Genomic DNA, 13,488 nt, shown 5'->3' with positions numbered 1-13,488 from the left:
GATGCTCCTGTATCAGGTAGGAAGGTTAAAGCGGGCGGCGATGGCCCGCAGCACGCCCCTGCCCAGGCAGCGGGCCCGTGGGGACACCTTGTCCAGGGGCACGTGGTCCAGCGGTTCGATGTCGCATACCTTGGCCCCGGCGCGCACCGGAAGGCCGGAGCGCAGCAGGCCGCGCAAACGGCCGGACAGGGGCGCCGGGACGGGGACACCGTCCACCCGGCCCACTTCCTGCCCCCGGAGGACATGGCCGCCCAGGGGCAGGGGGCTTGCGAAGACACCGGCACACGGGGCACGGCCCACGCGCTGTTCGGGGCGGCCGTTCTCGCAGGGGATGCCGGTATCGGCAAGGGCCTGTCCCTGCCAGAGGCAGCGTCCCGTGTCCGGGCCGAAACTTTCGATGATGCAGTGGACGTCCCGCCCGGCTTCGATGCCAGGCCCCAGGGCGATGACCAGATCCGCCATGTCCGGGGAAAGGCCGCGGGCCTTCTTGCTCATGGTGGCATCCACGAAGACCTGGGGGCGAAGCTCGCGCAGGCTCGTGCCGTCCTCGTCCACCAGCAGGGGCAGGGCCTCCCCGCTCTGCCGCAGGGCGCGGCAGGCGGCCACATCGGGACACAGACGGGCCTCAAGCCCTTCCACCCGGGCCGCGCCTTCGAAGACCGCCTCGGAAAAGACCACGAAACGGCGGATGGCGCGCGGCCGGGCGCACTCCAGCAGCACGAGCCCGTGCAGGCCCGCGTGCCACAGCTCCAGGGCCACGCCGGTGCCCATGTCTCCGGCGCCCCGGATGACGATGAGGGGGCAGAATCCTTTGTGCATCATGACAAAAATGCATCTTGCCGGGCCAGTCGTCAAGGGCAGGGGGATGACAGGACGGGACGCTTGTGTCCCGCCGGGGGGCGGCGTATGCTGGCCTGCACGCGTGCCCCGGCCTGATGCCGGCAAAGGAAACGGCACGCAAGGAGAAATCATGAACAAGATACTCGCAACAGGCCTGCTGGGCCTTGCCCTGGTGAGCGCTCTCCCTGCCGTGGCCGCGGACAGCAAGGCGGACAAGACCTGGCAGGAGGCCTGGACGGCCTACAATATCGGCCAGTACAAGAAAACGCTGCGCCTGCTGCAGCCCCTGGCCACGGAAGGCGATGCCCGCTCGCAGGTGCTGCTGGGCCGCTGCTACGAGAACGGTCTGGGCGTCCCCCAGGATCTGGCCACGGCCTTCAAATGGTACATGCTGGCGGCGGAGCAGAACGATGCCGAAGCCCAGACCCTGGTGGCCTACATGCTGCGCTCCGGTGCGGGCGTGCCGCGCGACACCAGCGGCTATCTGCAGTGGATGCAGCGCGCGGCCCAAAGCGGCTATGCCGAGGCCCAGTTCAACATGGCGCTGATCTGCGCCGACGGCGAACTGGTGACCAAGGACCCTGAACAGAGCTTCGACTGGGCCAAGCGTGCCGCCGAACAGGGCAATGGCCAGGCCCAGCGCTTCCTGGGCGCCTGTTATGAAGTGGGCTTCGGCGTGCCGCAGGATGCCGCGGAGTCCGCCCTCTGGTATGCCAAGGCTGCCCGGCAGGGGCTGGAGCGGGACGGCAGCATCTTCTCGCACATCCGCCAGTATCCCAAGCCGTAGACCTTTTCCCGCCCGCCACCATCCTGCGGCAAGACAGTATGCCGCAGCTGGAGTCAGATGGATAAAAAAACAGGGCCTGCCTCCCTTTCCCGGGGAGGCAGGCCCTGTTTCATGAGCAATCAAAAAAAGGGTGGCGCACCGGCATCTCGTATGCGCGCCGGAGGGCGCCCCGTATCGGGCCTGATCCTGTCGCCTGGCGCATCGCATGCGCGGCGGCAAGGCGCCTCGTGCCGGGGAGCAGCCCTTCTTGCCATCATGCCGGGCAACGTTCTTCCCCTTCCCGTATCATGCCGGGGACGGTGAGTCGCGCACAGCCTGCGCAACGCGGGACCTTGCCAGTCATCCGGCCAAAAGTTTTTGGCAGGGATGGGGGAGTTTGAGGGGGAAGGAGAGACCTTTTTCAAAAAGGGGCTCCTTCCTCCGCATCCCTTTATTGCAGCTCTTCGGCTTCCATATCGGCCAGCAGCTGGCGGATGCCGTCCAGACGGGCGGCGGCCGTGTCCTTGAGACCGGCGTGGAGCTCGTTGCCCATGATGTCTTCCAGGGTAGCGGCCAGCCAGGGGAAGAGGCTGTCGGCCAGGGCCTCGGCCCGGGTCACCGAAGAAAGACCGTTGAGGGCCTGACGCTGCATGCGGATGTAGATCTCTTCCGCCGTGGCCAGGTTGCGGTGGCGGGCGGTGAACAGATCGCCCAGGCAGGGCGTGGTGCAGTCCCGCGCGGCGGCTTCCAGCGACTGGCGCTGGGCCTGCATGGTCTGGCGGAAACCGTCTTCGGGCAGGCCGTCCTTGTCTTTTTTGTTCCGGGCATAGGTCTGGGCAGCGGCGGCATAGGCCTGGGCATCACAGACCAGGGGCAGGAGCTCGGCGGCCTGTTCCAGGCTCTCGCGCTGGCGTTCCAGACTGTGGATGATCTTGCGGGCAAAGGCGGCCATCTTGCAGGCCCCGGGCTGCCCGGCGGCATGACCGGCTTCGGCGGCCTCGGCCTCCTGCATGGCCAGGTTCAGGTCTTCGGCCACATGCAGGATCTCCAGCCCCAGCATGGCCTGGAGGTTGTTCCCGGCGCGGGCCTGTTCCAGCAGCAGGATGTCCAGACGGGTCTCCCGTTCCAGATCGAGATATTCGGGCGACATGCGGCAGACCTGATCCATGACCAGGGCCACATGCTCTTCCCAGACCTGCTGCAGCACGCTCTGGTCGGGTTCCTTGACGTGCTTCTGCTGTGAGGGCAGGGCGGCCACATCGATGCCGTCCAGATTGAAATTCTCCAGTCCCTTGGGGCCGTAGCAGCGGGCCAGACGGGCGGCCAGGGCCTGATCCAGCGGGTACTGGCTGATGAGGGCGGTGATGGCGTTCTCGTCGGCGCCCACGCGCTGGGCCTGGGCGATGTCCTGCAGGACGCTTTCCTTGTACGCGGACAGCTCTTCGGGCTGCATCATGACGAACTCCTGAAAAGCCGGGCGATCCCGGCGTGTCATCTGTTGAAGGTACGGCGCGGCCCCCGTGTCTCGCGGGACGGACGGTGCCGCGGGCGGCCGTGCTGCCTGTCCCTGACTGTCTGCCGGAACAGGAGGTCAGGCGGGAGGGCCGGGCCGCAACGGCGATGCCCGGGCACGGGAGGCGTTCCCTGGTCTGCCGTTGGGGCTGCCGTGTTCAAAGGGTAAGCCTCAAATGGATTCTGTGAAGGATGCGGAAGGAAATTTCCGGGGATTTCATGGCAGCGGGCAGACATGCACAGGGCAGGGGCGAGTTCCGTCCGGGAGGGGGAAGGGCGCCTGCGCACGCTGGCGGCGATGTCGCGGAGGCGGGGCCGGGGCGGCAGCCCGGGAGGGCCGCAGCTGCCCGTGACACGCAGCCCGTGGGGGGCCGCGGCAGAGGGGAAGAGGGGGGCGGGGGACGCGCTACCCGGGAGCAGCAACGAAAAAGGCCCCTTCCGCAGGGGAAGAAGGCCCTTCGGCACTATGGTGGGCGCGTGCTAGTCGGCCACGGGCTGCCAGTCCTTGATGCCCACATCGATGGAAGCCACGCCCCGGTAGTAGTCCAGGCGCGGCGTGTAGGCCACACGGATGCGCGAGCCCACGGAAGAGGGCGGGAAGGCCGTGGCCATGTTCCAGCCCTTGGCCATGAGGGTGATGCCGCTGGCGCTGTCCTTCAGGCGCAGGCGCACATGGTCGCCGCTGTAGCCCAGGGGGCTGCGGTCCACCACGGTGAGTTCCGGGGAGGCGAAGACCGGCTCGGCATTGCCCGCCCCAAAGGGCTGCATGAGTTCCAGCTCCTGCAAAAAGGCGGAATCCGAGGCCTGCTGGAAATCCAGCTCGCATTCCAGCAGCAGGGCCGGGGTCAGGGGCTGCCCGCCCAGTTCGTCCGCCACGACCTGTTCGAAAGCCTCGCGGAAACGCTCCAGCTGGTTGGGTTCCAGGCGCACGCCCGCGGCCAGCTTGTGACCGCCGAAGCCCGCCAGCACATGGGCCGTCTTCTGGAGCCCGGCGTACAGGTCGAACTCGCGGATGGAGCGGCCCGAGCCCTTCATCATATTGTTGTCGTCGCAGAGGATGATGGTGGGCCGGTAGAATTCTTCCACGATGCGCGAGGCCACGATGCCCACGATGCCGGGGTGCCAGTCCCCGCCGTAGAGCACCAGGGCCGGGCGCTGGCGCTGCTCCAGCTGGCGGCGGGCCTGCTCGCGGGCGGCGGCCCAGATGCGTTCCTCCTCCTCGCGGCGCTGGGTGTTGAGGGCATCCAGATGCCGGGCCAGGCGGAGGGCCTCCACATGATCCTTGCTGCGCAGCAGCCGGAGGGCGGTATCGGCCGCACCCATGCGTCCGGCGGCATTGATGCGCGGCGCCAGACGGAAGACCACCTGTCCGGCGTTGAGGCGGGCGGCCGCGTCGGAACCGCTCACGGTCTTGAGGGCGGCGATGCCGGGACGGGCGGCCTCGGCCAGCTTGTCCAGCCCGCCGCGCACGAGGATGCGGTTCTGCCCGCCCAGGCGCATGACGTCGGCCAGCGTGCCCAGGGCCACCAGGTCCAGCACCCTGTCCATCTTGAAGCGGCGGCCCGTGTGCGGGGCCAGGGCCGCGTTGACGGCGGCCATGAGGAAGAAGGCCACGCCCACACCGGCCAGATGGGGGCAGGGCATGTCGTCTTCCGGGCCCAGGCGGGGGTTGCAGATGGCGTCGGCCGGGGGCAGTTCCGGCGGCGGCAGGTGATGGTCGGAGACGACCACGGTCATGCCCAGCTCGCGGGCGCGGGCCACGGCGGCCACATCGGAGATGCCGCAGTCCACGGTGAGCAGGATGCCGCAGCCCTGGGCGGCCAGTGCCTCGATGGCCGGGACGTTCAGGCCGTAGCCTTCGCTGCGGCGGTCGGGCACATGCCACAGGGTTTCCAGACCGTGGGCTTCCAGCACGTCCAGCACCAGCGTGGAGGACGTGATGCCGTCCACGTCATAGTCGCCCCAGACGGCCAGCTTCTTGCCGTCCAGCAGGGCTTTGCTGATGACCTCGGCCGCCTGCGGGAACTGGGGCCAGCGGGACGGCGGCACCAGATCGGGCAGACGCGCGGAAAGATAGGCGTCCAGCTCCTCGGGGCTGTCCAGGCCGCGCCGCCAGAGGATGTCCAGCAGCAGGGGCGAGATGGAGAGCTCACGGGCCAGACCGCGCGGCGGCGAACCGGCGGGGGGCTCACGGAACAGCCAGCGCTTCATGCCGCCACCTCCACGACGGACGTACGACGCCGCATGCCGCGGCGACGGGACGTGACTGGGGTGCGGAAGAGGGCAGGAAGGGGGCTGGCTGTCATGCTGTCTCCTTTAGACGGCGGCTTGCATCTCGGCCTGGATGGCACGGGCGGCCCCGGCGGGCGAGGGGGCCTTGAGGATGGGACGTCCCACCACCAGGAAGTCGGCGCCGGCCTGCACGGCACGGGCGGGCGTCATGATGCGCTGCTGGTCGTCGGTATCGGCGCCCGCGGGACGGATGCCGGGGCACAGGCAGCGCAGCCCCTGACAGGAGGCCTTGATGCGGGCGGCCTCATGGCCGGAACAGACCACGCCGTCCAGGCCCCAGCCGCGGGCCTTGCCGGCCAGCTCCAGGGCAAAGTCCGAGGGATCGGCGCTGATGCCGGGCATCTCGCCGGGGCCGAAGCTGGTCAGGGCCGTGACGCCGAAAAGCCGGGGAGCCTTGCTGCCGTAGCTGTCGGCGGCAATACGGGCCTCGCTGCACATGCGCTCGCCGCCCTGGCAGTGCAGGGTCAGCAGTTCCGCACCGGCGGCGGCAGCGGCCTTGACGGCCTGGGCCACGGTGTGGGGGATGTCGTAGAATTTCATGTCCAGGAAGACATGGAAGCCGAGGTCGTGCAGTTCGCGGATGATGTCCGGGCCGGCCAGGGTGAACAGTTCCATGCCCACCTTGCACCAGGGCACGGCGCCTTGCAGTTCGCGGGCCAGGACGAGAGCGTCTTCCTTGCGGGGCAGATCCAGAGCGACAATGAGTTGGGCAGCCATCGTTCTTCTTCCTTAAAGGAGGTGTCCGTTGTTCAGGGCCTCCACCAGTCCGGGGCGGCAGCGGGGGGCCAGGGTCGCGGCCAGGTAGGCGGCGCGCAGGTGGTCGTAAGCCGTGTCCAGGTCGTCATTGACGATGAGGGCATCATAGTGGGGCGCTTCCTGCATCTCGGCACGGGCGTTGGCCAGGCGGCGCAGGATGACTTCCTCGCTGTCCAGGCCGCGGCCGCGCAGACGGCGTTCCAGCTCTTCCACGGAGGGCGGCAGGATGAAGAGGAAGCGGGCGTCGGGCATGTTCTTGCGCAGCTGGGCGGCACCCTGCACGTCGATGTCGAACAGGATGTCCTGGCCTTTGGCCAGCATCTCGCGCACGGGGGGCAGGGGCGTACCGTAGAAGTTGCCGTGCACTTCGGCCCATTCGGCAAAATGGCCCTGGTCGCGCAGCTCCACGAAGCGCTCGCGGCTCAGGAAATGGTAGTCCCTGCCGTCCACTTCGCCGTCGCGGGGGGCGCGGGTGGTGCAGGAGACGGAATAGCCGAAGGTGGGGAATTCCTTGCGCAGGCGCTTGATGAGCGTGGTCTTCCCTGTCCCGGAGGGCGCGCTGATGACCAGCGCGATGCCGAGTCTGTTCATGATGTCAAAATCTCCTTCCGCAGGCGGGGCCCGCGGAGCTCAGTGTCGGACGACCGTGACGGCATACCGCCGGCTATTCGAGGTTCTGGACCTGCTCGCGGCACTTTTCCAGTTCGTTCTTGAAATCGACCACCATGCGCGAAAGCTGCACGTCGGGGATCTTGTTGCCGCAGGTGTTGATCTCGCGGAAGCATTCCTGCAGCGTGAAGTCCAGGCGGCGGCCGGCATCCTTGCCGGCATCCAGCAGCTCGTGCAGACGGGCAAGGTGGGTATGCAGGCGGGTCAGCTCCTCGGTGACGTCCAGACGGTCGGCCAGGATGGTGATCTCCTGCAGGAAGCGGTTCTCGTCCAGGCCGTTGACGGCTTCCAGCGCCTCGTTGAGGCGTTCGCGCATGACGGCGGCGCGCTCTTCCTTGATCTCGGGCGCGCGCTCGGCGATGAGGCCGGTCCATTCCTCCATGCGCAGGATGCGGGAATGCATGTCGCGGGCCAGGGCGCGGCCCTCGGCGGCGCGGGCGTCGTTCCAGTCCTCCAGGGCCAGGGAAAGACCTTCTTCCAGGGCCAGGGTCAGGCCCTCGTCCACTTCGTCACCGGCATCGCCCCACAGAGCGGGCAGGGCGAGCAGGGCGTTGTAGTCGGGGGTGAAGGTCTCGCCGCGGCGGGCGGCCAGTTCTTTCAGGCTGTCCAGCATGGCGTCGGCCTGCATGGCGTCGAAGCGCGGCGCCGGGCCGGTGCCGCCGGTGTACTGGAGGGTCAGGCTGATGTCCACGCGGCCGCGGGAGGCGAAGCGGCGCACCACTTTTTCCAGGCGCGGCTCAAGGCTGCGCACGCTCATGGGCAGGCGCCATTTGAGGTCCAGATGGCGGCTGTTGACGCTTTTGACTTCCCATTGCTGGGTAAAGCCTTCGCTCTCTACCAGGCAGCGGCCGAAGCCGGTCATACTGCGCAGCATAATATCCCCCTGAAGTGAAAATATTCCGAAAGAATAGGCCAAGCAGCTCCATAATGCAAGGAACGCGCCCGCGCGGCCGGATACATGCCGCGGAAGGCGCGTTCCAACGATGGACGCCTCCTGACAGGAGACGCGGAGCCTAGGCTCAGGAGAACTTGCCGTTGCCGCCGCAGGCGGAACCGGAGCCGGGCGCGGCGGGGGCGCTGCCACAGCCGCCGGCCTGACCGCAACCGGCAAGGCCCTTGCCCATCCTGGAGGCCAGCGGATGCACCGGGCCGGGCTTGAAGGGGAAGGCGCCGGTCTTGAGCGGGCTGGGCACGCTCATCTGGCGCTGGGTCTCGGCATGGCCGCACTGGGGACAGGCGGGCGTTTCGTCGCCGAACGCCAGCTCCTCGAACCGGGCCCCGCAGGCGGGGCAGACAAAATCATACAGGGGCATGGAGCACTCCTTGCCATGTTTGGGGCCGCGACCGGGGCCGCGGGACAGTGAGGTGTATCGGCAGGCAGCCGGGACGGAAAAGCTCCGGCCTGCCTCTTGTCTGTAACGTTCCGCTGCTTATATAAGCAGCATATGAACGATGGCAAGAGCGGGCCCGGCTTCTTTGTCGGGGCGGGACGCCTTGCCGCACAGGAGTGTCACGATGAAAAAGATTCTGCTGCTGGCCGGCGATTATGTGGAAGATTACGAAGTGATGGTGCCTTTCCAGATGCTGCTGATGCTGGGCTACGAAGTCCACGCCGTCTGCCCGGGCAAAAAGGCCGGCGACTTCGTGCGCACGGCCGTCCATGACTTCGAGGGCGACCAGACCTACAGCGAGAAGCGCGGCCACAACTTCGCCATCAACCATGACTTCGACAAGGTCGATGTGGCCGATTATGCCGGTCTGGTGGTGCCCGGCGGGCGCGCGCCCGAATACCTGCGCCTCAACGAGCGCGTGCTGGAGATCGTGCGTGAATTCGACGCCGCCGGCAAACCCATCGCCGCCATCTGCCACGGCCCCCAGCTGCTGGTGAGCGCGGGCATCCTCAAGGGCCGCACCTGCACCTGCTATGCGGCGGTCAAGCCCGATGTGGTGGCCGCGGGCGCCACCTGGCATGACTTCAACGCCACGGCCAGCAACGCGGTGGTGGACGGCAACCTGGTCACGGCTCCGGCCTGGCCCGCGCATCCGGCCTGGATCGCCGCCTTCGTCAAGCTGCTGGGCGCCCAGATCAGCATCTAGCCGGTAAATATCCCCTGACGGGAAAAGAGGGAGCCCTGCCTTGCGGCACGGCTCCCTCTTTTGGCATCTGGCGCTGGCCGGTTGAGCGCCCGGGGCGCGAGACTGCACTCCACCCGCCATGCGGGGGCGGGCCGGTCAGCGTGTCCGTCCGCTCCCTGCGGCATCGGCAGCGGCACTGCGGCGAGGGCCCTCCCTGGAGCCCCCCGGCAACGAGGCCTAGTCCGCCAGCGGTTCCACCAGCAGGCCCTTGTCCGTGACGGAAAGGGGACGCACGGCCAGCAGGTCGCGACCGGGATGGGCCCCGGCGGGCAGGATGCAGGGCACATAGAATTCATTGACGCCCTTGACGGCCTTGCGACGGCGGGCAGGGGCCTGGCCGGGGGCGGGGCTGTCGGCGGCCAGCAGCATGCGCGGCAGGGCCAGCTGGGCCTGCCAGAAAGCCTGACGGCGCTCCTCCACGGCGGCGCGGACACGGGCGGCCCGCTCCTGCTTGACCTGCTGGGGCAGGTGCCCGTCGAAACGGTCGGCGGCGGTGCCGGGGCGGCGGGAATAGGGGAAGACGTGGGCACAGCTGAAGGGCGTCTCGCGCACGAAATCCAGCAGGCAGGCCACATCTTCCTCACGTTCGCCGGGGAAGCCCGCGATGATGTCCGCCCCCAGGCCCATGACGGGCCAGTGGGCGCGCAGGCGTTCCACGGCGCGCTGGAGCATGGCCGCCGTGTAGTGGCCGCGCCCCATGCGGCGCAGCACGGGCTGGCTGGCATGCTGCAGCGAGATGTGCAGCTGCGGGCAGAGCATGCGGCAGGACATGAGGGTCTCCACCCCTTCGTCATCAAGCTGCGAAGGCTCCAGGGAGCTGATGCGGAAGCGGCCGCGCCCGGCGAATTCCGGGGCCAGGGCGGCATCCAGGCGGCGGAGCAGGCTCCAGAAATCCCCGAAAGCGGCATGGTCCCGGCCATACTGGCGCAGATTGATGCCCGAGATCATGATCTCGGCATGTCCGGCCAGCAGCAGGCGCCGGGCCTCGGCGATGACGTCTTCCGGCGGACGGCTCAGGCAGCGGCCGCGAGTGAGGGGCACGATGCAGTAGGTGCAGCGGTGCTGGCAGCCGTCCTGTACCTTGAGCACGGGGCGGGCGCGCCGGAAGCCGCTGATGGCAAAGGGCGGGTAGGAGGGGGCCCGCGTTTCTTCCGCCGGAGCCCGGGCTTCTTCCGTCCAGGGCCCGGCCAGCAGCAGGCGCTTGTCGCCCTGGGGCAGGACGAGGTCCGGCTGCACGCAGTCCTCGTGGCCGTGCCGGCGGAAGTCCTCGAACAGGCGGGCCGCACAGCCGGTCAGGATGAGGCGGGCGGCGGGGGCCGCACGGCGCAGACGGAACACGGCATTGCGGGCATCGCGTTCGCCCCGGGCCGTGATGGCGCAGCTGTTGACGCAGACCACATCCGCCTGGGCGGGGTCGTCGCACTCCACACCGCCACGGGCCTGCCAGGCCTCGCGCAGGGATTGCGTTTCGTACTGGTTCACCTTACAGCCAAAGGTAATGAAGAAGAATTTCCATGCTTGCATGGCTGCTATGTAGGGCAAAGGCCGTCCCCTTGACAAGAGGCGGCCGGGACCCGCTGGAGATGGACGATGAAAGGACGTGTGTGGCGGCATCCCTCCCGCTGGGGCGGGCTGCTGCTGTGGCTGTGGCTGCTGCCGCTGTGCTGTATGGCGGAGACGGATGGCGGTGAAAAGGGCGGGGCGCTGTCCGGCCTGTCCGCCGAGGACCGCATCAACCTGCTTTGCCTGCGTTCGGCCTATCCGCAGATAAGGGCCGTGGAATCCGGGCCCGAGGGCATCTGGCTGCGCCTGGAAGGGGAGCGGCGGGTGCTCTATGCCTCGGCAGCGGAACTGGCCGCCCATCCTTATGAGGATGCGACCCTGCTGGACAGGGAGCAGCGCCTGGCCCGGCGTCTCGATCCCGCACGCATGGATGTCTCGCTGCGCGCCAGCATGCACCTGCCCTATCTGCCGGACCCGGAACGGGCGGCCACGCCGCTGGGCTATTCGCCCGGTCGCTGGCGCAGCTATGCCTTTTTGAAGGCCCTGTACGGCGCGGACGCGGCCGCGGTCCGCCGGGGGCTGGGCGGGACCTCCCTGCAGGGCCGCAAGGTGCGGATGAGCGGGGCCGCCGTGCGGGCGCTGGCCGCTGTGGATGGCCGTTTGCGCGAGACCGTGCGGCGGCGGCCGGAGCTCAGGCCCTGGCTGGTCTCGGCCGGAGGCTTTTTGTGGCGCCCCATCGCCGGGGAGCAGCGCCTGAGCCCGCATTCCTTCGGTATCGCCATCGACCTGAGCCCGCAGCGGGCGCCGTACTGGCGCTGGGCCAGGGTGGAGCGGCATCCCCTGCAGCAGTCCTACGACAGCGAGATCGTCCGGGCCTTCGAGGCCGAGGGCTTCATCTGGGGCGGCAAATGGCACGAATATGATCTGATGCACTTCGAATACCGGCCCGAGATCATGGCCAAGGCCCGGCTGCTGCACCAGCTGGAGACGGCGGGCGGGAGCGCGCTTGAAGGCGCCCCGGGCGGGCCCGGCCGGGATGGCGGGAAAGCCGCCTCCCTCCAGGATCCGCCTGCCCTGTCCCGGACGGAAGGCAATAACAGCTGAAGGGCGCGTATCCCCGCGGGCCGCTCCCCGGCAGGGCAGCGGCCCGGGGATGACCTGGGGCGTGAGACGGCGGCGCAGAAAGCGTCCGCAAAAAAAGGAGGGGTCCCGCGGGGCCCCTCCTGTGTCGTCATCATGGCAGGACAGGCTAGTCCTGGCCGGTGGCCGCAGCCTCGTCCACGACCCAGATCAGGTCGCCCACGCCGGGGCGCACCATCTGGGCGGGCAGGGTGGGTTCGGCCAGCAGGTCCAGCACCTGGCTCAGCACCTGATGCTTTTCCTTGCCCGTGACCAGGAACATGCAGCAACGGGAGTTGTTGATGACCGGCAGGGTCAGGGTCAGGCGGTCGGCCTTGCGTTCGGGCACATACTGGTCGATGACCAGGCGTTTGCGCTCGGCCAGGGCAGGGGAGTTGGGGAAGATGGAGCCGGTGTGGCCGTCATCGCCCATGCCCAGGATCATGAAGTCGAAGCGGGGCAGGTCGTTGGGCCCGATGTTGAAGTCCTGGCGGATCTGCTGCTCGTATTTGACGGCGGCTTCCACAGGGTCGATGTCGCCGCGCATGCGGTAGAAGTGGGTGGCGGGCACATGGCTCAGCAGCTCGCGGCGGGCAAGGCCGTAGTTGCTGTCCGGGTGTTCGGGGCCCACGCAGCGTTCGTCCACCCAGAAAAAGGTCATCTTGTCCCAGGGCAGGCGGTCGGCCCAGTCTCTGGCCGCCAGCAGACGGAACAGGGGGATGGGCGTCTGCCCGCCGGAAAGGGCGATGCGGAACACGCCGCGCTCGGCCACGGCTTCCTCACAGGCGGCGGCCAGGATATGGGCGGCGCGCTCGGCCATGGCGGCAGGATCTTTATGGATATGCACGGAAAGATGGATGGATCTGCTGCGCGCTTTCATGGTGGTCTCCTTATTATGGACTGTGCAATAAAAACGGCGCGGCGCGGGATGCCGCCCGTGTTGCTGGCATTTCCTTCAGGACGTACCACCATAATGCAGGCCGGTGCCGGCGGCAAGCCCCCAGAGGCCTGTCCGGGGATATCTGGGGGGCGGGAAGGCCGCGAATCCCCTGCCCTGCGCTGTCCGGGAACAGAAAAAATTTTTCCTGTGATTCAGGGATGCTGCTTTTGTGCCGGCGGGTGTCCGCTGGTGCGCAGGGCGTCGCATTCCATGACGGGGCGGGAGGTGTCCAGACGGGGACGCAGGCGCAGGGGCAGGGGCGTGCCCGTACGGCGGGGCGCCATGTCCAGGCGCAGGACGCACCAGGCCCCGAAGGGCAGGCGGGAGAGGGCCGCGGCGCGCACCTTCGTCCCGTGATGCCAGCGGCAGGCGGGCCGCCAGAGGCAGCTTGCCGCGTGCAGCCGTCCCGGACGGGCGGCCAGCAGGCGCCAGACCGTCCAGAAGGGCAGGGAATGCCCGGGCCAGGCATGGCGACGCCCGTGCAGCCGCCAGGCCAGCCAGGGCAGCGAGGCGCTGTTCCAGAAGGTGATGATCAGACCGCAGGCCGCCACGCGACAGGCTTCGCCCAGTGCCGCGGGCAGGGCGGCGGGCGGCAGTTCGTCGGCCCGCAGCAGCACCCAGTCGAAGCTGTTGTCGTCAAAGGGCAGCCAGTCCGGGGCCGCGGCTTCGATCTCCACGCCTTGCGGGGCCCGGTGACGGGCCTGTTCCCGCAGGGCCGGAGAGGGCTCGCAGGCGCTCAGGTCGAAGCCGCCCTGCCAGAGCGGGGGCAGGATATGCCCCGCGCCGCAGCCGGCCACCAGCAGTTCCCTGCCCCGGCGCGGCCAGGGGGCCAGCATGGAGAGCAGCAGGGCTGTCCTTTCCGGCAGGGCGATGTGCTGGTGGAACGGGTGTGGGGGCTGGAGGGGCATGCGGGCTCCTTGGTGGGGGTTCTCTGTCCTGTTACTGTAGGGCCTGC

General features: G+C 68.6%; 13 protein-coding genes. 3 read left to right on the top strand and 10 right to left on the bottom strand.

Features of this window, described 5'->3' with window-relative positions:
• Nucleotides 1-12: 12 nt before the first annotated feature.
• A complete protein-coding gene (gene yqeB / locus DESPIGER_RS05280) occupies nt 13-822 on the bottom strand; it encodes a selenium-dependent molybdenum cofactor biosynthesis protein YqeB (RefSeq protein ID WP_072334010.1) in 810 nt (269 codons plus the stop codon).
• Nucleotides 823-970: 148 nt separating this feature from the next.
• Here yqeB and DESPIGER_RS05275 point away from each other — a divergent pair, with 148 nt between their 5' ends.
• Nucleotides 971-1,627, top strand: coding sequence for a tetratricopeptide repeat protein (locus tag DESPIGER_RS05275; protein WP_072334008.1), 657 nt, complete (start codon nt 971-973; stop codon nt 1,625-1,627).
• Nucleotides 1,628-2,057: 430 nt separating this feature from the next.
• Here DESPIGER_RS05275 and DESPIGER_RS05270 read toward each other — a convergent pair whose 3' ends face one another.
• The 6 genes from DESPIGER_RS05270 to DESPIGER_RS05240 form a co-directional block, all read right to left on the bottom strand.
• Complete coding sequence (locus DESPIGER_RS05270; RefSeq protein WP_072334005.1) at nt 2,058-3,062, bottom strand: hypothetical protein; 1,005 nt, start codon at nt 3,060-3,062, stop codon at nt 2,058-2,060.
• A 536-nt stretch (nt 3,063-3,598) separates the two neighbouring features.
• Nucleotides 3,599-5,329, bottom strand: a complete 1,731-nt coding sequence (gene recJ, locus DESPIGER_RS05260; RefSeq protein WP_072333999.1) for a single-stranded-DNA-specific exonuclease RecJ — start codon at nt 5,327-5,329, stop codon at nt 3,599-3,601.
• Between the two features lie 105 nt (nt 5,330-5,434).
• Nucleotides 5,435-6,127: an orotidine-5'-phosphate decarboxylase gene (gene pyrF / locus DESPIGER_RS05255; RefSeq protein WP_072333996.1), complete on the bottom strand. Its 693-nt coding sequence runs from the start codon at nt 6,125-6,127 to the stop codon at nt 5,435-5,437.
• A 12-nt stretch (nt 6,128-6,139) separates the two neighbouring features.
• Complete coding sequence (gene gmk, locus DESPIGER_RS05250) at nt 6,140-6,757, bottom strand: guanylate kinase (protein WP_072333993.1); 618 nt, start codon at nt 6,755-6,757, stop codon at nt 6,140-6,142.
• Between the two features lie 73 nt (nt 6,758-6,830).
• The gene (locus DESPIGER_RS05245) at nt 6,831-7,709 is read right to left on the bottom strand and encodes a YicC/YloC family endoribonuclease (protein ID WP_072333990.1); all 879 of its coding nucleotides are present in this window, start codon (nt 7,707-7,709) and stop codon (nt 6,831-6,833) included.
• Between the two features lie 145 nt (nt 7,710-7,854).
• Nucleotides 7,855-8,148, bottom strand: coding sequence for an FmdB family zinc ribbon protein (locus tag DESPIGER_RS05240; RefSeq protein WP_072333987.1), 294 nt, complete (start codon nt 8,146-8,148; stop codon nt 7,855-7,857).
• A gap of 202 nt (nt 8,149-8,350) precedes the next feature.
• Between DESPIGER_RS05240 and DESPIGER_RS05235 the strand changes: the two genes are divergently transcribed.
• A complete protein-coding gene (locus DESPIGER_RS05235) occupies nt 8,351-8,932 on the top strand; it encodes a DJ-1/PfpI family protein (protein ID WP_072333984.1) in 582 nt (193 codons plus the stop codon).
• A gap of 216 nt (nt 8,933-9,148) precedes the next feature.
• Here DESPIGER_RS05235 and DESPIGER_RS05230 read toward each other — a convergent pair whose 3' ends face one another.
• Nucleotides 9,149-10,495: a MiaB/RimO family radical SAM methylthiotransferase gene (locus tag DESPIGER_RS05230; RefSeq protein ID WP_072333981.1), complete on the bottom strand. Its 1,347-nt coding sequence runs from the start codon at nt 10,493-10,495 to the stop codon at nt 9,149-9,151.
• Between the two features lie 66 nt (nt 10,496-10,561).
• Between DESPIGER_RS05230 and DESPIGER_RS05225 the strand changes: the two genes are divergently transcribed.
• Nucleotides 10,562-11,578, top strand: a complete 1,017-nt coding sequence (locus tag DESPIGER_RS05225) for a M15 family metallopeptidase (RefSeq protein WP_072333978.1) — start codon at nt 10,562-10,564, stop codon at nt 11,576-11,578.
• 145 nt (nt 11,579-11,723) lie between these two features.
• Here DESPIGER_RS05225 and pgl read toward each other — a convergent pair whose 3' ends face one another.
• Both pgl and DESPIGER_RS05215 read right to left on the bottom strand, forming a co-directional pair.
• Entirely contained in the window at nt 11,724-12,473 is a 750-nt protein-coding gene (gene pgl, locus DESPIGER_RS05220) for a 6-phosphogluconolactonase (RefSeq protein ID WP_072333975.1), read from the bottom strand.
• Nucleotides 12,474-12,685: 212 nt separating this feature from the next.
• Nucleotides 12,686-13,441 carry a class I SAM-dependent methyltransferase gene (locus tag DESPIGER_RS05215; RefSeq protein ID WP_072333973.1) on the bottom strand — a complete coding sequence of 252 codons (756 nt, stop codon included), beginning with the start codon at nt 13,439-13,441 and terminating at the stop codon, nt 12,686-12,688.
• Nucleotides 13,442-13,488 lie beyond the last annotated feature (47 nt).

Source organism: Desulfovibrio piger, from assembly GCF_900116045.1.
In the GTDB taxonomy this organism is placed as follows: domain Bacteria; phylum Desulfobacterota; class Desulfovibrionia; order Desulfovibrionales; family Desulfovibrionaceae; genus Desulfovibrio; species Desulfovibrio piger_A.
Note: the sequence above shows the minus strand (reverse complement) of the source record. Positions and strands in the feature narration are given on the sequence as shown.

Excerpts from the sequence above, each read along its gene's own strand:
- DESPIGER_RS05270 (WP_072334005.1), bottom strand. The coding sequence starts at position 3,062 with ATGATGCAGCCCGAAGAGCTGTCCGCGTACAAGGAAAGCGTCCTGCAG.
- yqeB (WP_072334010.1), bottom strand. The coding sequence starts at position 822 with ATGATGCACAAAGGATTCTGCCCCCTCATCGTCATCCGGGGCGCCGGA.
- DESPIGER_RS05215 (WP_072333973.1), bottom strand. The coding sequence starts at position 13,441 with ATGCCCCTCCAGCCCCCACACCCGTTCCACCAGCACATCGCCCTGCCG.
- pgl (WP_072333975.1), bottom strand. The coding sequence starts at position 12,473 with ATGAAAGCGCGCAGCAGATCCATCCATCTTTCCGTGCATATCCATAAA.
- gmk (WP_072333993.1), bottom strand. The coding sequence starts at position 6,757 with ATGAACAGACTCGGCATCGCGCTGGTCATCAGCGCGCCCTCCGGGACA.
- DESPIGER_RS05240 (WP_072333987.1), bottom strand. The coding sequence starts at position 8,148 with ATGCCCCTGTATGATTTTGTCTGCCCCGCCTGCGGGGCCCGGTTCGAG.
- DESPIGER_RS05235 (WP_072333984.1), top strand. The coding sequence starts at position 8,351 with ATGAAAAAGATTCTGCTGCTGGCCGGCGATTATGTGGAAGATTACGAA.
- DESPIGER_RS05245 (WP_072333990.1), bottom strand. The coding sequence starts at position 7,709 with ATGCTGCGCAGTATGACCGGCTTCGGCCGCTGCCTGGTAGAGAGCGAA.
- DESPIGER_RS05225 (WP_072333978.1), top strand. The coding sequence starts at position 10,562 with ATGAAAGGACGTGTGTGGCGGCATCCCTCCCGCTGGGGCGGGCTGCTG.
- recJ (WP_072333999.1), bottom strand. The coding sequence starts at position 5,329 with ATGAAGCGCTGGCTGTTCCGTGAGCCCCCCGCCGGTTCGCCGCCGCGC.
- DESPIGER_RS05275 (WP_072334008.1), top strand. The coding sequence starts at position 971 with ATGAACAAGATACTCGCAACAGGCCTGCTGGGCCTTGCCCTGGTGAGC.
- pyrF (WP_072333996.1), bottom strand. The coding sequence starts at position 6,127 with ATGGCTGCCCAACTCATTGTCGCTCTGGATCTGCCCCGCAAGGAAGAC.
- DESPIGER_RS05230 (WP_072333981.1), bottom strand. The coding sequence starts at position 10,495 with ATGCAAGCATGGAAATTCTTCTTCATTACCTTTGGCTGTAAGGTGAAC.